This is a genomic window from Candidatus Poribacteria bacterium (assembly GCA_021162805.1).
Classification (GTDB): Bacteria; Poribacteria; WGA-4E; order B28-G17; family B28-G17; genus JAGGXZ01.
In genome coordinates this window covers 1-17,348 of the sequence record JAGGXZ010000045.1, presented here as the reverse complement: position 1 = coordinate 17,348, position 17,348 = coordinate 1, and the positions used below count along the sequence as shown (strand labels likewise).

14 protein-coding genes and 1 pseudogene are annotated in these 17,348 nt (G+C 52.7%); 3 read left to right on the top strand and 12 right to left on the bottom strand.

Features of this window, described 5'->3' with window-relative positions; genetic code table 11:
* The first annotated feature begins 65 nt into the window (after positions 1-65).
* The gene (locus J7M22_03210) at positions 66-485 is read left to right on the top strand and encodes a hypothetical protein (protein ID MCD6505613.1); all 420 of its coding nucleotides are present in this window, start codon (positions 66-68) and stop codon (positions 483-485) included.
* A pseudogene (locus J7M22_03205) lies at positions 455-736 on the top strand (LamG domain-containing protein). Before J7M22_03210 ends, J7M22_03205 begins: the two are co-directional and overlap by 31 nt.
* A 156-nt stretch (positions 737-892) precedes the next feature.
* Here the strand turns inward: J7M22_03205 and J7M22_03200 are convergent.
* Both J7M22_03200 and J7M22_03195 read right to left on the bottom strand, forming a co-directional pair.
* On the bottom strand, positions 893-5,536 hold the full coding sequence (locus J7M22_03200; GenBank protein MCD6505612.1) for a T9SS type A sorting domain-containing protein: 4,644 nt from the start codon (positions 5,534-5,536) through the stop codon (positions 893-895).
* Positions 5,537-5,556: 20 nt separating this feature from the next.
* Positions 5,557-6,057, bottom strand: coding sequence for a hypothetical protein (locus J7M22_03195; protein MCD6505611.1), 501 nt, complete (start codon positions 6,055-6,057; stop codon positions 5,557-5,559).
* A 198-nt stretch (positions 6,058-6,255) separates the two neighbouring features.
* Between J7M22_03195 and rpe the strand changes: the two genes are divergently transcribed.
* Positions 6,256-6,969 (top strand): ribulose-phosphate 3-epimerase, encoded by a 714-nt coding sequence (rpe, locus tag J7M22_03190; protein ID MCD6505610.1) that lies wholly within the window; start codon positions 6,256-6,258, stop codon positions 6,967-6,969.
* Here the strand turns inward: rpe and J7M22_03185 are convergent.
* The 10 genes from J7M22_03185 to J7M22_03140 all read right to left on the bottom strand — a co-directional run bounded on the left by J7M22_03185 (position 6,935) and on the right by J7M22_03140 (position 17,219).
* The gene (locus J7M22_03185) at positions 6,935-7,894 is read right to left on the bottom strand and encodes a MoxR family ATPase (protein MCD6505609.1); all 960 of its coding nucleotides are present in this window, start codon (positions 7,892-7,894) and stop codon (positions 6,935-6,937) included. The two genes, rpe and J7M22_03185, sit on opposite strands and share 35 nt — an antisense overlap.
* Positions 7,878-8,276 carry a hypothetical protein gene (locus J7M22_03180; protein MCD6505608.1) on the bottom strand — a complete coding sequence of 133 codons (399 nt, stop codon included), beginning with the start codon at positions 8,274-8,276 and terminating at the stop codon, positions 7,878-7,880. The genes J7M22_03185 and J7M22_03180 overlap by 17 nt, the downstream gene beginning before the upstream one ends.
* A 61-nt stretch (positions 8,277-8,337) precedes the next feature.
* The gene (locus J7M22_03175) at positions 8,338-9,768 is read right to left on the bottom strand and encodes a sigma-54-dependent Fis family transcriptional regulator (protein ID MCD6505607.1); all 1,431 of its coding nucleotides are present in this window, start codon (positions 9,766-9,768) and stop codon (positions 8,338-8,340) included.
* On the bottom strand, positions 9,765-10,211 hold the full coding sequence (locus tag J7M22_03170; GenBank protein MCD6505606.1) for a GatB/YqeY domain-containing protein: 447 nt from the start codon (positions 10,209-10,211) through the stop codon (positions 9,765-9,767). The genes J7M22_03175 and J7M22_03170 overlap by 4 nt, the downstream gene beginning before the upstream one ends.
* Positions 10,212-10,455: 244 nt before the next feature.
* Positions 10,456-10,797 carry a hypothetical protein gene (locus J7M22_03165; protein MCD6505605.1) on the bottom strand — a complete coding sequence of 114 codons (342 nt, stop codon included), beginning with the start codon at positions 10,795-10,797 and terminating at the stop codon, positions 10,456-10,458.
* Positions 10,794-11,744, bottom strand: a complete 951-nt coding sequence (locus J7M22_03160; GenBank protein ID MCD6505604.1) for a M28 family peptidase — start codon at positions 11,742-11,744, stop codon at positions 10,794-10,796. Before J7M22_03160 ends, J7M22_03165 begins: the two co-directional genes overlap by 4 nt.
* Positions 11,745-11,896: 152 nt before the next feature.
* On the bottom strand, positions 11,897-13,744 hold the full coding sequence (locus J7M22_03155) for a hypothetical protein (protein MCD6505603.1): 1,848 nt from the start codon (positions 13,742-13,744) through the stop codon (positions 11,897-11,899).
* On the bottom strand, positions 13,720-14,448 hold the full coding sequence (locus J7M22_03150) for a hypothetical protein (protein ID MCD6505602.1): 729 nt from the start codon (positions 14,446-14,448) through the stop codon (positions 13,720-13,722). The genes J7M22_03155 and J7M22_03150 overlap by 25 nt, the downstream gene beginning before the upstream one ends.
* An 87-nt stretch (positions 14,449-14,535) precedes the next feature.
* A complete protein-coding gene (locus tag J7M22_03145) occupies positions 14,536-14,691 on the bottom strand; it encodes a hypothetical protein (protein MCD6505601.1) in 156 nt (51 codons plus the stop codon).
* Positions 14,692-14,705: 14 nt separating this feature from the next.
* Positions 14,706-17,219: an Ig-like domain-containing protein gene (locus tag J7M22_03140; protein ID MCD6505600.1), complete on the bottom strand. Its 2,514-nt coding sequence runs from the start codon at positions 17,217-17,219 to the stop codon at positions 14,706-14,708.
* Between the last annotated feature and the right edge of the window lie 129 nt (positions 17,220-17,348).

Genomic DNA, 17,348 nt, shown 5'->3' with positions numbered 1-17,348 from the left:
CTTGATCCGCCGTTCAGTTTTCGAGTATAATGTGTGATAGCTAAAATCGCAGGAGGTGGTCAACAATGAAGATCATATCGGTGTGTTTAAGCCTAACGGCTATCCTGTTTCTCCTATCGGTTGGATCGAGCTCCGCTAAGCTTGATCCTGCGACCTGCGTGGGAGCGTGGTTATTCGATGAGGGGTCAGGCACTGTAGCCAAGGACTCCTCGGGCAACGGGAACGACGGCACCATAAAGGGCGGCGCCAAATGGGTTGACGGCAAATTCGGAAAGGCTCTGGAATTCAACGGTGTGGACAGTTGTGTCAGCACCGATAAAGCTCTGCTTGAGAAGGTACCGGAGTTCACGATAGTGCTCTGGGTTAGCAAAGGGAAGATAACGGCCAACAGGATAGGACTGGTCAGTCAAAACGATACCGTTGAATTCGGCTTCATACAGCCTAAACCGTCCAGATCTGGTCGGAAGGTGCAGGAACAGGGCTAAACGCTACCTGGACCTTCCCCGAGGGGGAATGGCATCATGTAGCGGCTACCGGAACGACCAAGTCCCTGAAGATCTACTTCGACGGCAAACAGGTGGCAGAGAAGGGCGTGAATGTCCCAAATCACGGAAGCTCGGCCTTTAAGGTCAATATCGGCGGCTGCGGTGTTTTCGATGGAACGGGAAACTTCTTCACCGGCGTTATCGATGATGTCGCGATCTTCAACGTGGCATTGGAAGAGAGCGACATCCAGACCATCATGAACGATGGAGTTGGAAGGGCGCTCGGCGTGACCCCGTTGAACCATCCGGTAAGCTCGCCGTCACATGGGCCACCCTTAAATCACGTTAAAGTAAAGGAGGAGCCATGGAGGATCAAGACCTCCCTGGCTCCCCGCAAATACCATCCATCATTTCAATATGACCATCTTCCTGGAGAAGCTCCTTCCATCGGCTCGGAGTTGGTAGATGTAAACGCCGCTCGCGACTCTCTCGCCTCTTTCGTTCCGTCCATCCCAGCGTGCCGCTGTTCCCCTCGCCGTATAGTACCCCGCCTTCAGCCGTCCTAGGTTTAGCCTCTTCACCAGCCTGCCTGACAGATCGTAGATCTCGATCCTCACATCGGACTCATGAGCCAGTTTGAACGGGATCCACGTTTCAGGGTTAAACGGATTGGGGAAGTTGGGGAGAAGGACCGTCTCCTCAGGTATCACATCGATCCTCGCCCTTAGACTTGACGGATTTAAGTGTGCCTCATTCAGGATGAGATCTGAAATCCGGAGATATGTGTCGAGTTTATCCTCAACCTTGAAGGTTATCACCGCCTTGATCTCCTCGATCTCCGCGGCGGAAGCGAAGGCGATCGTGAGTTCGCCGCCGTTCTTGGCCCAAGCGAACTCAGGCAGATCACATGAGATGTCGATCGGCGTGAGAATGGCAGGGTCGTAGCTCAGCTTCATCATTCCGCCACACAACCCTGTCGCCTTGATCGAGATCGGCACTTTGACGAGGCCATCCGCGTCAGCCGTCGAATCAGGCATCGATATGGAGAGGTTACCCGGCGGCGCTGGATTGATCCCGGACCTGGATGACACCTCATCGAAGCTGCTAATCATACCCACGACGAACCTCAATATCCACACGGCATCCATCGGTCCTATCTCCCTATTCCCATCTACGTCGGCGAGCTCTTGCCTTTCAGATGGAATCTGGTATAGCTCAACGAGATACTGTAGGATTCGCGAGGCGTCGAAGGAGGTGACCCTTCCGTCGCCGGAGACATCCCCCAGTCGGATTTTATACTCCTTCCCTCCCAGATTGATCGTCAGCGATCTGCCCTGGGCCCAGGACGCCTGATCGGGGCCAAGCGGGGTGGCCGGATTGCCGTTTATCCAGAAGAGGATCTCCTCATTCTCCGTCATGCCTTCATCTGCGGGTGTGTTCGGATCATCCCCGGGGATAGGCATCGGGCCGTATCTCCCTGCCTGGGTGACGATCCAGATCGCCAGCGCCCCGTTTTTACTATCGCCAGCTATCACCACATCGCCGGGCCTTACAGGTATGAAACCCTTCCCTGGAACCTTTATCTCAGCTTTCCCGGAAACCCACGAGGTGTGAGGTAATTTGGCGATCTCGGGTACCTTGGGTAGATCCTCAAGGACGATTTTCAGGTTCTCACTCGGAGCGGTTATCCCGATGACATACGGTATATATCCCTCCTTATACACCCTCAGTATGAAGGAGGAACCCTTAATGACGTCGAAGCTGAAGCCTCCGTTTTCGTCCGTCACGCCGAGCTCGGTATATATCCCCCTCTCGTCGATCATCGATATCGATGCGCCCTGGATTGGCTCTCCATTTTTATCCTCCACCACACCTGATATCTGAGCTGGGGTTCCCTGAGATACCGCCAGATCAACGGGGATCCTCGCCATAACGAATCTGGATGAGTCGAGGATTATGAGGGAGCCCGTATATTGGCCCACGGGCAGATCAGCGGGCACCTTGACCCTCACCTCCACCTGATGTGTGCCGTTGGCCTTAAGGCTGAATTCCGGTTCGCTGAAGCTTATGAACTCGATCGGAAGCGTGATATCCCCTTCGCCTTTCATCTCCGTCGCAACGAGCAGCAGATCTACGTCGTTCCCGCTCGTCTCGGTGATGTCGAGCGTCGCTGATCCGGTTTCACCCTGTGCCGCATCGATATGTAAGGCGGAGGGATCGACGGAGATGCTGGCTTTGGGCATGCCGGTCTCCTCGGCGAAAAGCGTCAACCCACCCATGATCGACGACAGGAACATGTTGAACCTCTTGCTTCCTCCGGGGGGCAAAGTCCCCGTAAACTCCTTACTGTATACCTCCTCCTCATCCATCTTCCCTCTGATCGTGAGCGTGAAATCATGATCGGAGTCAGCCGTGGAACGTACGACGATCATATACCCGCCGACGTCGGGGTCTGAAAGGGCGATCTCGACAGTTCCGTCTGTGGAGGTATAGGTCGTTCCCGGTATCCCCTCCTCAACCTGGCCGTCTTTAAGGCCGGTGTGTCTGCCGAGGGCATCGTAGATGTGCAGTTCAAGTGGGGATGTGGTGAGGCTTACCGTGACCACGATGGGATGGCTGGGAGGCAGAATCCCCGTCTCAAGCGTCAGGAGCGCATACGCTGTGCACAGCGCTCGACTCCACTCGCCCAACGAGGGATCGGCGGAGTTGACCCAGCTGCCGTCAAAAAGTTGATTATGGACGAGCACGGTGGCGAGCTCCAGATACCAATCGTGGGGCACCCCACCCGAGGTTATATACTTTATCCCGCAAAGCCTTAGTGCCTTGGCCATTGTGAGGTAGTTATAGTAAAGCACCCAGTCGGCGTAAGGCGGATTCTCGGTCACAAAGTAGTGATGTTCCACCCATCTCAAGGCGCCCTGAACCCTCGGATCGGAGACGGGAATCCCAAGTAGCCTATACGACCATATCCCGGCATAGGTCATGCTGCCGAAGGGGTGAGTCGATCTAGGTGCTCCAGGGACAGGGCTGTAGATGAAGCCTCCGGGCCTGTCGGTGGGATCATCCTTCTGACAATTCTCGACAAACACGAGCGCCTTATCCCGCCACGGCGTTCCGGGCGGTGGGAAATGCTCCAAGGCCATTATCGCCCACTGGGTGTTTGAGAGATCGGCCCAGTGTTTCCCCGTCGGATACGGTGATCCTGGGAGCTTATAGATCGGACCCGGGTTCCACACATCCCATCCGATCACCGTCTCTACAGGCGGCAGTTCGGGCATCTGCGGCCCCGCAAGGCCGACGGATCGAGGCATGACGATCACCACGTAGTTCGACTCCTGCCCCTCCGCGGGTGAGCATGCGTTTCCGCCGAGCTGAATCGTCCCTGCATCGAAATCGGCCTTCCAGACGGTGAAATATCCCATACCGGGGTCCGTCGTCTCGACCTGCCAGCCGGTGATCCGCTCGAAACCGCTTGAAAGCCACTGAGGGGGTTTGCCGCCTTTATCCTCATCGCCGCGGCTGTCGCGCAGGAGGTAAAGCGTGACGGGAACGTCGACGTCAAAAGTCAGAAAATCGGTGGCACATGAGTCTCCATCCTCATCCGCCGTCATTATCAGCACACCATCCATCAACGGCGTAGGCAGCGAGACAAACCTGTAATCCCGGTCGATATAGTATAACGAGCCGGGAACGGCATCGGAGATCTGATATTGCTTTCCACTTTGCACGTTCAAGTTTGTTATGCCCACCTTCTTGGGAACGACCAACACCGCCACTCTGAATCCGCCGATGACATTCGATCCGATCTTCTCGATCACATCTATCTCACCCCTATCGCCTGGCGAAGCGGCGGGGGGAATCTCGATCTTCAGGATGTCGAAGAGGCTGTCTCCCGGTGAAAGGCTGAAAGGTCCGGGCTTGTCGAAGGAGACCTTCCATCCCGAAGGCACATTCAGGTTGAGATCGAGCGACACGCTTCCGGCCGTGGTCTGGTTGTTATGTACCTTGAAATCGAAATTCACCGTCTGTCCCGGTCGTGCCTTTATTGGGAAGAAGTTACGCAGGGCGATGTTGTTATCATATGGAACGCTGTTAGGAGAGGTAAGCGGATCGCCGGAGCTGAAAGCCCTCACCCCCACACAAAGCGGTCCCCCTTCACCCGGCTGTGGATTCGGCAGGGGGACGTTCCAGGGAACCTCCACGATCTCGGTGCTGGTCGGCATGATAGATGGAATGGTGGCCGTGCCGATCAGAACGGCGGAATTGAAGTCAAATCCGGCAGTCACGAAATCCGAGTAGAACTCGACCGTCACGTTGGTTAGCTGTGCCGAACCTATGTTGTGCACGGCAGCAAACAGCCTGTTTGTCTTTCCGGGGATTATCTTATCCGGAACGCCATCACCGTCGTTGTCCACCCATATATCCGGGCTAAGCCAGAAAGGGGGCGATGACGGGGTTACGCCCCAGTCGTTAGGGTTATCTCTCACGATCAGATCGCCGTTCTCTTCACCCGGCGGCTCCCAACCTTCCCAGCCATATCCCCATCCGCCGTAGGCGGGATCGCTTGTGGGAATAGATGTGTTCTGGATGCCGCGCAGGAAATTCCTGGCGTTCTGGATCACCGTCGTGTACGCGGGGTTACCCGTGGCGATGAGGGGCAGGATGGCTATGGAGGTTTGATATGTAGGATAATCGCCGTTGGTTATCGCCCCATCGGCGCGGACGTTCGCCAGCAGATACTTAATGGCGTTGGCTACGGCGGGATCGCTTTCGGTGATACCATGGTTTAAAAACGCAAGGGCGCACAACCCAGTAAGGGCGACATCACCTGGCGTGACATTATCGTGTGGGGGATTCCCCGGCCTCGGGTCTAAGGAGGCGTAGCCCCAAGACCCGTTTGGGTTTTGATGTGCCCTGAGCCATCTCAGACCGTGGGCTATAGCGGCGTTTATATCTGCAGGTGTGACCGGTTGGGCGTCGAGATGGATCGCCGTGTTAAAAGCGATCCCCACCAATATTACAAGCAAAACGGATGAAACTGCCCTCTTCATACCTCACCTCCCTTGCGGATTTAACCTGCTTTTTTCATCTCAGCCCATATGCTTATCCTCTTATGTTTAGGCACAACGGCCGACGGTTTACCTAGAGATATCCGGCCGTCCTTTGTCTCCACTTGGATAGCACCCTCATTGAAATCGGCTTTTACTATCTTCAGCTTCGTCACCACACCCTCCTTCATTTTGTCGGTCAATTTAAACTCGATCTTGAAGAGTTCGCCGTCCAGGTCAATCGGGTTGATCCCAGCCATCGCGACCATAACCGTCCCGTTCGTTATATTGGTCGAGCTTATCATCCCTTTCGTCGCATCTGAGAGGAGGATCTTAGTGGCTTCAAGCATCATCGGATCGAAATCTATCTCCAGCCAGATCGCCATCACCCCTTTTACGTTTTCGACTTTCACGGGAACGGAGATCTGCCTGACATCGGGTTGAAGGTTCATATCAGGGATGTAAACCTCGCCCTCACTTGCCGTCAGGGCCAGGATTAACACCGACGTTGCTAAAAAGATCACCTTTTCACCTCACCTCTGTCGTTTGTTGTTTTCCCCGACCGGGAATAACGCGGAAGGACGTCCCATTCAGGGGGGCTCTTTAATTATACTACTTCCGGAAGGAATTTTCAAATCATTGACAGGGTTTTTAACGATTCAGTATAATTCGGAATATGGGGATTTCCCGAGCGTGGGCTTGACCCCGGAGGGATATCATAGATGGCGAACTCCGTTAAGATTTCGCCTTCACTGATGTGCGCCGATCTATGTCATTTGGAGGATGAGGTTCGTCGTCTGGAGAGGATCGGTGTGGATCTTCTTCACTTCGACCTGATGGACGGGCACTTCGTCCCGAATATACCGTTGGGGTTGGCGATCTTGGAACAGCTCCGATCTATAACCGATCTACCGTTTGACGTGCATCTGATGGTGGAGAATAACGAGCTTTTCATCGAGAGGTTGATCCCCATCGGAGTTGATCAGATCGCTGTTCACGTCGAATCGGCCATCCATCTTGATCGCCTTCTGTCGCTCATTAGGGAACATGGGATCAAAGCTGGGGCAGCGCTTAATCCCTCGACACCGATCTCGTCCCTCACATATGTATTGGAGCGGATCGATTTTGTCCTCATCATGACCGTAAACCCCGGTTTCTCCGGTCAGAAGGCAGTTCCCTATGCCCTTCGCAAGATAAAAGATTGCAGGAAATTCCTCGATGAAAGCGAGCTGAACATACCCATAGAGGTGGACGGTAACGTCAGCTTTGAGAATATACCCGGGATGATCGCCGCCGGGGCGGATATCCTGGTGGCCGGAACGAGCAGTCTCTTTCATAAAGGAGGAACGCTCTTCGAAAACGCTCTTCGACTTAAAGAGGCGATATCCCTGGGATTGCAGATCATGGAAGCTCAATCGTTTCAAGGATCCGGGTGATGATCCACTCCGGCGTTATCTCCTCCGCTTCGGCCTCATAGGATAGGATGATCCTGTGTCTCAACACGTCCATCGCCATGGCTTGTACGTCCTCGGGCAGGACGAAATCCCGTCCCTGTAAGAATGCATGTGCTTTAGAGGTCATCGAGAGATAGATGCTTGCCCTCGGTGATGCCCCGTATTCGATAAGCGGTTCGAGATCGGCCAAGCCGAATTGGGAGGGAGATCTGGTTGCCCGAACGATATCCACAATGTACTCCTCCAGCCTCGAGTCGATGTAGATCTTGCGCACCTCATCCCTCATGCGCAGTATATCTGGGGCTCCGATAACAGGTTCCACTTTGAACTCCTCCCCTTTGCTCATCCGCCTCATGATCTTAAGCTCCTCCTCTCTGGAGGGGTAGTCGAGCTTCAGCTTTAACATGAACCTGTCGATCTGCGCCTCCGGGAGCGGATAAGTTCCCTCCTGTTCTATGGGATTCTGCGTGGCCAGCACCATAAAGGGTTCTTGAAGTGGAAAGGTGATATCGCCTATTGTGACCTGTCTCTCCTGCATAGCTTCAAGCAGAGCGCTCTGAACCTTAGCCGGTGCCCTGTTTATCTCGTCCGCCAGAAGCAGGTTGGTGAATATAGGTCCTTTTCGGGGATGAAAGCTTCTATCGGCCGGATTGTAGATCATCGTGCCTATCAGATCTGCCGGTAGGAGATCGGGTGTGAATTGGATCCGGTTGAATTCGACATCGATGGCTGAAGCTAAGGTTTTAACGGCTGTCGTTTTGGCCAACCCAGGAACACCTTCTATCAGGATGTGACCTGCGCAGAACAGGCCGATTATCAACCCCTCGATGAGATGTTCCTGACCGACTATGACCTTGGAGATCTCCTCCAAAAGCCTTTCGATCGAAGCTTCATCCTGAGGGCGCATCTTCTTCACGTTCAGAGACCAGTTTGCGGGCCAATTGATAGAGATGCTTGATCTCGGATCTGGAAGGTTTATATCCGTAGAACTGCACCATCTCACACATTCTTAGTATCTCACCGGCATAATCGGCATCGACGTTTGACAGATTATGCAGCAGCTTCGAGATTATCTCACCGGTGGTCATGCTTCCGGCCTCTATTTCATATTTCTGGCTGAGATGCTTTCTGACAAGCGAGGCCAGATATGCGCAGTATTCGACGGGACCTTTGGCATTGAGAATTGAAACAGCGGTAGCCAGCTCATCCTCCTGATCCTTCTCGTGGGATTCCTGGGAATGAGCTTCCTCTTTACCCTTTCGAAAGAACCTGAGCAGAACAGTTCCCAAACCTAAAAGAACAAAAGAGGGTAGAATGACGAACATAAAAGTTGAGAGCCATTGCATTCTATCACAACCCTTCTATCTCATCCATCTTAATCCCATACTTCTTGATCTTCCTGAAGATCGTCTTTTTGCCGATATTGAGGATCTTGGCCGCAAGGGTTTTATTGTTGCCGGTATATGCAAGGGTTGCCCTTATGATCTCTCTCTCGACCTCCTCCATGCTCATTCCGACCTGGATCCTGGGATAAGCGGGGCCGAGGCGATCGGATTGAGTGGCGGGAGCGGGAGGGATATCCATGGGTTTCCGTCCGATGGAGTGTAACACGTGATCGGGCAGATCGTCAAGCGTGATCTTATCCCCATCGGTCACCACCAGGGCGCTCTCGATGCAATTTTTGAGCTCCCTTACGTTTCCCGGCCAATCGTATCTCATCAGCGCTTTAAGGGCAGCTCCGGTTATGCCTTTAACCCTCTTGCCGTTCTTCCGGCCTAACTCCTCGATGAATCTCTCAACCAGGAGAGGAATATCTTCTCGTCTCTCTCTAAGAGGTGGCATCTGAACGGTGACGACCTTAAGCCTGTGATAGAGATCGGTTCTGAACCTACCTCTTTTCACCTCGTTCTCCAGATCCTTATTCGTGGCGGCAATGATTCTGACATCGACTTTTATCGGCTTCGTGCCGCCTAATCTCTCGAATTCACCTGTCTCTAGAGCCCTAAGCAGCTTCGCCTGCACCCTGAGATCCATCTCGCCGATCTCATCTAGGAAGAGCGTCCCGCCGTCGGCGAGCTCGAATCTGCCCATACGAGTTCTGTATGCGCCTGTGAAGGCTCCCCTCTCGTGACCGAAAAGTTCGCTTTCGACCAGGTTCTCGTTGAGGGCGGCACAGTTGAAAGCGATGAAGGGTTTATCCTTTCGGAAGCTATGCAGATGAATGGCCCGTGCGACCAACTCTTTACCGGTGCCGCTTTCACCTTGTATTAAAACTGTGGCGTTGGTAGGGGCTATCTGAGAGATTTTACGTCTCAGCTCCCTTATCTTCTCGGATCGTCCCGTTAACAGATGGTCGTAGTTTTCCTCGATCTGCTTGTGTAGCTCTTTGTTCTCGGATATAAGGCGTTGCTGTTGGAAGACCCGATTGATGATGATGGCGAGCTTATCCAGGTTGACCGGTTTGGTGAGGAAATCGGTCGCGCCCGCCCGCATCGCCTTAACCGCCAAATCCACATCTATCGTGTTTCGCTCGGTCACAAGGACCACTCCGACATCGGGATTTCTCAACTTAGCCACCTCTAGCAGCTTTATGCCGTCTATATCTGGCTCCTTAAGGGCAGCTATCACTACATCGACGTTCTCTCTCTCCAAGCAATTGAGCGCCTCGATCTGATTACAAACCGGTATCACACGACATCCTTCAGCATCCACAGCGTAGGATATCGCTTCTCTAAGCCTCTTATCGTTATCGGCAACCAGGATAACCCTTTCGCCCTTCATCCCCCGAGCTTATTCCGAACCATCTGATTTACGAGTTTTCCGTCCGCCCTGCCCCTTACCTTAGGCATTATCAGACGCATGACTTTACCTAAATCCTTCGGGGATTTCGCACCCGCTTCCTCGATCGCCTCATCTATCATTTGAGAGAGTTTCTCCTGTGAGAGGGGCTTTGGCAGATAGCTTTTCAGGAGTTCCACCTGTCTGCTTTCCTCCTCAACCAAGTCCATCCTGCTGCCCTTTCGGAATTGTTCTATGGCCTCTTCGCGTTTTCTCACCTGGGCTGATATAAGCTGGGCGATCTCTCCGTCATCTAGTTCCCTTCGCAGCTCTATCTCCCGGTTCTTTATATCATTTGTGATCATCCGGATGGCGTTCAGGGCGGATCTGTCCTTCTCCTTCATAGCCCGTTTCAGATCCCCGAGCAATTTCTCCTTAAGGGTCATGCCTCACCTCCTCATCTGGTTTATGTTATAACATACCAAGGGGTGGGTTTTCAAGCCTGTTAGCCAGGGGTTTTCAACGCTTTCCGCTGGCGCTGTAGCGGCAGGCCCCGTGCCTGCCGGATTCGGAGGCACGCACAGGGAAACGCCCTTACCACGCCTGATTATGCCAAATCATTGAAAAGCCCTGCCTGTTAGCCTGTTGGGGAACTTTCTCCTTCATAATCATGTAGACGGGACGTTTCAGTCAGAAATCGGTAAATGCCGTTATAGTTCCATTACCGCAGAAGACGAGGAGTTCCTTCTTTCCGTCGCCGTCTACGTCGAAGACGAGCTGACAAAGGGAGATGTCCTTGCTGGATCCGCAATCGCCGGGGATGCCGTCATATCGCCATAGCACGTTTCCATCATAATTGAGCGCCACAACGGATGAGGTGCCATTGGAATTAGCGTACTCCGTTCCGAAGATGATCTCCAACTTTCCGTCACCGTCGATGTCCCCGATGGCGGATTTACCCCAACAGATGTGCACCCGGTCGGCATATTCCCAGAGGAGTCTCCCATCGACCGCCTCCCCATATGAACTCATGATTCCCCCTCGGGGAAACCGTGAGCATCCAGATACAGACAGGCGGCGAGCGTCAATTGGGTCGCGAGGCGCACGTTGACTATGTCCACCCTCCCCGGTTCGTCGCACTCCCGATGGTAACACGGATCGGCGTAGGGAAAAGAGCCGACGTTCACCACCGCCGCCGAGAATCCCTTCATGATGAACGAACCATCGTCATCGCCCGGTCGCTCTCGGCGCGCCTTGCTTTGAACGAGTCCGATGTGATACCGTTCGTTCAACTCGATCATCAGATCCGCCAGCCGCTCACCCTCTGGGGTGGTGTAAAGGGTCACATTGGTCTTCAACCCGGCCTCTATCGCCTCCTGCGATTTGCCCCCGAGGCTGTCGATGTTGATGATGGCGATGAGGTTATCGCCTCGTTCCCTGGCATTTTTCGCTGCTGTGAGGCTGGTCCAAGGCGTATGTTCCTCGTTACAGAAGAGGAACCGGATCGTGCGTTTGGGCTCGTAATCGGAGAGGAGTCGGGCGATCTCCATGTTGGCGACCGTGCCGACGGCGTTATCGTAAGCGCCGGGCGAGTCGATCCAGCTCTGCGAATCCTTATGCGAGAGCAACAGTATGATCTCGTCGGGATATACCGTCCCTCTCCGCTCGGCATATAGGTTGTAGGCGACATACCAGGGATCATCCGGATGGGGTCGCTCAAACTGAGGTTTCACCGCACCTGGTCGAAAGGCCTGAACCTTACATTCCTCCCTCCAGACGGTGTAAGAACAGGCTTCCAGCTGAGATTGGATGTGGTCATCCGCCTCATAAAGCGTGTTCTTCCCGTGCCCAGGCAGGGTGAAGTTCAGCTTGCGGAAGGGAAGCGGGTCTTTAGCGAGATAAAACAGCTCCGCCCGCATCCGCTCCGCGTTTACTCCCTCCAGCAATCTGCGAATTCGTTCTTCCTCAGAGCCAGGCATTTTTCCCTCCTTTGCCTTCAAGGACGTTCGCTCATATTATCGCTGAGTGTAGCGGAGATTTTTAAAGCTACCCTCCGCCGCTTATAGGTCATTATATTGTCATTTGTCGTCATTTATTGTGGACGGCGGACAATTGGCCATAGATACTACACTCAAGGGAAATAAGAGCGATGGCGTTTTGTTATGGAGATGGGCAACCGATAGACGGCATACCCTCCGTTCTCGTAAACTTTCTCCAGATCAAGCCTTCTACCTTTAGGCACTACCAGGTATGAGGCGCCGTATTTCCTGGCCAGATCGATATATCGTTCCTCAGATAGCGAGTCATACCCCCTTCCTCCCCCGCCGAGATCCCTCATCCGCCTCCACCACTCGTATGAGTATTCGATATCGAAATACTGTTGCGTCCCATCCTTCCAATCCCCGACTATCCCCCTCTCGGAGAATATCCTGAACCCCTCCCTGTAAGGTGGCGTGATGAACAGGGCGTCCCTCGGTGTGTTTCGCTTGGCCCAAAGCTGCACATCCCGCCAACTCTCCTTGAACCTGTCGGGTGGATGAAACAGGGAGAAAGCGGCCGGAGCTAAGTATATGAGGGAGAAACCGGCGATCAGCACGGTCAAACCGAGCTTTAGCCTTTGATAGGGGATCGTTTTGACCCACAGCGATAGAAGCACCATCATGAGGGCCAAAAGAAGCAGGCGGTTCTCGAAGATCGTCCTCAAAAGGCCAACTATGGGATCGAACGCGACCGAGCCAGGGAATTGAGTATGTTTCACATACATTCGTAACAGCATCGATCCTAAAACGATCATCAGGACGCCGGGATGTCTGTCCCCTTCCCTCCATTCGAGGGCTAACAACAGGGCGAGGGCGAGCGGGACAAAGGGATAATACTGCGGGAAGAAGAGGACGGCGAAACTCAGGAGAGCGACTAACTTATGAAAGGTTGATCCCTCCCATACCCTCCTCAGGTAGTTGGAGATGTAGAGCATAGAGAAGATGGTTAGGTATACCGTGCTCCGGAACAGTTGAGCGCGCAGGATAAGCTGTACCGGACGATATTCCGCGAAGATCACACCTAAAATGCATAGGAGGGTGATCGCACAGCAGAAGAGGATCACCCTCCTGTGAAAGGCGGATGGAGGTTTATAGCGCATGGCTAGAACGAAAAAGGCGAGCAGCATGAGGTAATCCACGAAGCGCTCCCTCCTCCAGGAGAAGGGGAAACTGTGATGGGAGGATCGAATCCTCAGCAGTCTCACCCACTCGTCCGTCGCGGGTGTATACGACCTCAAACTCCATATCAGGACGGGCGACGCTAGGATCAGATAAGCGGAGAACGGGAAAACGATCCGTTCGATCAGAAACCTCCTTAAGCCGGCCTCCCGACGGCCGCGGAGCAGATCACGGCCGACCTCGAAAAGCGTGCAAAGGCTCAACATGCAGAAGGCGTAGAAGGAGACGAGCATGTGGAAGTTTGCCGTCGCACCCAGGATCGAAAACGCCATCACGCGTTTCCCCTTCAGGAAGAGGTGTATGGCGAGAAGACCAAAGGGCAGGAGGACGAACGATGGATACATCCCTCCCAGGTAGATGGCGCCTTTGCCGAGCACCAGCCTCTTAGGCAACATCAGTGTGAGCAGCAGGACGGCGCTGAACCGGTCATCGAACAGTTGAAGGCTCAGCCGATACAGAATGAGGAGAAACAGGGTCACGGAGATCAGATGGATCGTGAAGAAGATGATCTCCAGGTTTCCGAAGATCCGTATCAGAACGGAGAGGAACAGGGGGAAATAGCTGACATACCTCTTGGAGGTCGCTATCATCGGGTCATTGGGATACAGGGTCGGGTCGATGATATGCTTCATGAACGGTATGTGCACGGCATGATCGGAGATGCCGAACGAATACCCTCGCCAGACCGTCACGAAGAGGGCCAAGGCGAACAGCGCCGTCAAAGTCAGGGAGATTTTCAGCGGAGTTTCACGCTCGCCCATATCGTCGACAGCTTATCTTCCGGTTCGACCGGGGAGGGTCCCTCCAGATCTGTCACCCTGAAGAGGGCGACGTGGATCTTCCCGGACCACACCTGTATCCCGACCTCGCCGGAGGAGTAGGTTTTATCCTCCGCCTCCAGCATCCACTTCTCAGGTTCAGGCTCGCCGGCGTTCCAGGTCTTGAGCTGTAATGAGTTGCCCTTCAACCTCCATTTCACCCAGTTCCATTCCCCTTTGCTTCTGAGATCGGGCAAGATGGCGAGCACGGGGGCCTGCGCTCCGTCCCCCACGTTCACGTGGAAACCCGAATCGGCATCCAGCTCCATCACGTATCCCACCCACATCTTCTTCTGAACCGATTGCTCTATGTCGGCCCTGGCGAACAGCGGTCCGTCAGCGTCCCTATCGGGATTCTGGTTCACCTCCATATCCTTCCACAATATCTCGATGATCCCATCCTCGAAGACCAGGTCCTTGACGTAGATGCCCATTATCGAGGCGCCGTTATCGATGCTCAGGACCTTCGGACCGTATTCCGGTGCGGATTTGTCCTCAACCACCTCGATTTCAGGGTTGCCCAGCACGACCCATTTGGACTCATCGAAACCCTCGCTGAAGTCGGTCTCGAACAGCGTCTTGCCCTCCGATAGGGGAAGAAACATGATGGAGATCAAACCGATCGATACGCACGCCATCAGGCGCATTCCATCATCCCTCCTTTTTAGTTTTTCTTCTTAGCTAACCTCGAGGAGACCCCGATTCTCCGACCGATTTGAACCGACGATATTATCTCACATCTGCCGGATCTTTTCAACAGCGGGTGACCACTCCTGCTCCTCGAAGTATCTCCTCAGCGCTTCCCTCACAAGCTCGCTTCTGGCCCTTCCCTCTTCCCTCTTTTCTTCGGAAGGGAGGGAAACCATAATGGTAACCGCTGATCTGGTCATGTTCCACCTCTTTGTCACTTTATCATAACGATCCTCCTTACAGACCGCTTTTTTCCGGCTTTCATCTCCACGAGGTATATTCCGCTTGCTGCTCGCTCGCCCACCTTATTCCGCCCATCCCACCGGATCGCCTTGTTTTTGCTCAGGTAATAGCCCGCTGATAATTCGCCCAAGTTCATCTCACGAACCAACTTCCCCTGTAGATTGTAAATCCGCACAATTACTTCACTATTCTCTGCCAGAGCAAATGGTATCCAAGTTTCAGGATTGAACGGATTAGGGTAGTTTGGAAACAGAGCTGTTTTCGTCGGTACAAGCTTAAGCATCTTTTGTATTCCGTTCTGTTTTCTCATTTTCCCATTTGCATAGCTTATCATGATTTCGTTCATCTCGAATCGTGCTTCAGTGCGCTTCTCCATTCGGCATCTCATTCTAACTCTAACAGCAACGCCAGCTTCACTTACTCCTCCGGCGGTTACCTTACGGGTGATTCCGATCGAAATTTTACCACTTTCAACTCTATACAGGGAAAGGACATCGCTGCCCAGCAATTCCCCCTTCTCAACTGAAAGCACGTCCACTAAGTCGAGATCATATTTGAGAACAAAGCTAAGACCGAGTATCTCATCGGGTTGAATCACCGCTATTTCAGCATAGAACTCCTCTCCGGCCTTTGCATAAGGTGGTAGTAGTATTAAAGTAGCCTCTGTTCGATCCTCTGAGAATCCAGTGGGAGCTGGTGAACCACCGCTATCGTGTGTTAGATTCCAGTTCAACCCAATAGGAAGCACATCAGCCTGATCGACCTTACCGCTACCATCCGCATCTGCATAAGTGGCATCCTCTGGATCCCAAGGCTCTACAGCTTGCCCTTGCCAACTCATACTCGCGTTTGTTCTTGCAGGTCCCTCTCTATTCCAGTGAAGTCCGATAGGCAAAACATCCGTTTGGTCAACCTTCCCGTCATTATCCGTATCGCCAGGCCAGACCATGATTGTAATTCCAACTTTAATTTGTAAGGTTTGAGGCGTAAGCGGTATTTCATTTCCATTTGGGTCTTTAGCTACTACCTCGCTCAGTGAGAAGTTAAGGATAGTATCCCTTGGTGCGTTTTCATCAATCTTGAATTTGACCCTAGCCACTACACCAAATCCATTAATTCCAGGATTTGGCCTTTTACGGGTTATGCCGATCGGAACCTTACCGTTCACATCATCAACCGTCGGTGGGAGGAATAACACGTCATTTTCCAGAAGATCGCCCTGAGAGGCCTCCTTAGCGTCAAGATAATCGGTACCGTAATTCAGAACGAAACTTACCCCGAAGAGATTGGAAACGGGATAGTTTTTACTTCCCACAATAATTTCCAGCCAGAATTCCTGTCCAGGTCTGACGGTATCTAGATCAAGTCTGGGAGCAATCGGAGGATAACCTTCTGTCTGCTGGGTAGCTGTCAATATGAATTCCACGAATACATCAGGTTTGTTCCTCAGATACGCCTTCACTTTCACGGTCCCAGGCACACTACCCAGCGTTAATTCAACATTCGCTTTGCCATCGTCACCCGTTACGGTTTCATCCGTTGACAGTGTTCCGCTACCTTCTATCACTTCAAACTTTACAGATACCCCCGCTATTGGATTACCGTTTTGATCTGTTACCATAATGACGAGCGGTTGAAGTATCGTGCCGACTACCCCTGTTTGTCCATCCCCTGAGATCTTCTTCATACTTGTGGCGGCCTGCGGAGTTTCTGTTTTCCCTTCAGCTATATTGGAGATCTCTGACCAGTTATGAGCTTCATCGGCTGCTTTCAGAGCGAAATAGTATGTTGTACCTGGGGAGAGTCCGCCCACTGTGAACTGTTCGGTTGCGCCTGCCTGTCGGGGCGTTGGCGGATTAGAAAGAGAAGTAGCGTCATCCCAGTTGAACGGAGACGTCGTGGAGTAGCGTATTTCGTATGCGGAAGCCCTTCCGGTGTTTCCATCATCTCCTGGGGCGGTCCATTGAAGGGTGATAGAAGTCTTAGTTTTACCGATAACCGTTAAATCTTGAATCTTCGCTGGCGGAGTTGTGTCTTGTTTTTCCTCCCAAACAGGTGTAGTTAGGAAAGGTTGGTATTCTACCATACCTCTGTTGGAATCGTTAAACCAGCAGTAGATCTTGCTTATCACCTCAAATTCATCAGCCGTGCCCCAATAATTGTTCTTAAGGTTAACGACTCTACCCGGGGTGTAGTTGTTTCCGATATAGACTTCGTAATCTGCTGTGTTACCGTAAATATCGTTGTTGTTGACAGATGGATAGCCACTGATGTAAACGGCGCAGGTTGATCCCTGATGCCCCGTTGCTATATTCCCTGTGATGAGATTACCCTTAATTCGCCTTTCGCTATCGTCTTCGTTGGCTTGAAAATAAATCGCAGGAGCATTCCGAGCTGTGTTTTCTACTATCAAGCAACCTTCGATGTCGACCTTGTTATTGTAATCAATATATATTCCTCCACCATTTTCCTCCTTTAAATCCATACCTAGCTACCTGACAGTTTTGGAGATGAGGTAGAGGTTGAAAGTCACAGCACATAAAAGGGATAATACAGGAAAATCCCTTCAGGAGGTGTGCTGTGACGATCAATCAGATATATAATACCTTGCTTT

Coding starts and splice junctions, on each gene's coding strand:
- J7M22_03145 (MCD6505601.1), bottom strand. CDS start 14,691: ATGACCAGATCAGCGGTTACCATTATGGTTTCCCTCCCTTCCGAAGAA.
- J7M22_03170 (MCD6505606.1), bottom strand. CDS start 10,211: ATGACCCTTAAGGAGAAATTGCTCGGGGATCTGAAACGGGCTATGAAG.
- J7M22_03175 (MCD6505607.1), bottom strand. CDS start 9,768: ATGAAGGGCGAAAGGGTTATCCTGGTTGCCGATAACGATAAGAGGCTT.
- J7M22_03165 (MCD6505605.1), bottom strand. CDS start 10,797: ATGAGTTCATATGGGGAGGCGGTCGATGGGAGACTCCTCTGGGAATAT.
- J7M22_03150 (MCD6505602.1), bottom strand. CDS start 14,448: ATGCGCCTGATGGCGTGCGTATCGATCGGTTTGATCTCCATCATGTTT.
- J7M22_03140 (MCD6505600.1), bottom strand. CDS start 17,219: ATGGATTTAAAGGAGGAAAATGGTGGAGGAATATATATTGATTACAAT.
- J7M22_03200 (MCD6505612.1), bottom strand. CDS start 5,536: ATGAAGAGGGCAGTTTCATCCGTTTTGCTTGTAATATTGGTGGGGATC.
- J7M22_03185 (MCD6505609.1), bottom strand. CDS start 7,894: ATGCGCCCTCAGGATGAAGCTTCGATCGAAAGGCTTTTGGAGGAGATC.
- J7M22_03210 (MCD6505613.1), top strand. CDS start 66: ATGAAGATCATATCGGTGTGTTTAAGCCTAACGGCTATCCTGTTTCTC.
- rpe (MCD6505610.1), top strand. CDS start 6,256: ATGGCGAACTCCGTTAAGATTTCGCCTTCACTGATGTGCGCCGATCTA.
- J7M22_03160 (MCD6505604.1), bottom strand. CDS start 11,744: ATGCCTGGCTCTGAGGAAGAACGAATTCGCAGATTGCTGGAGGGAGTA.
- J7M22_03155 (MCD6505603.1), bottom strand. CDS start 13,744: ATGGGCGAGCGTGAAACTCCGCTGAAAATCTCCCTGACTTTGACGGCG.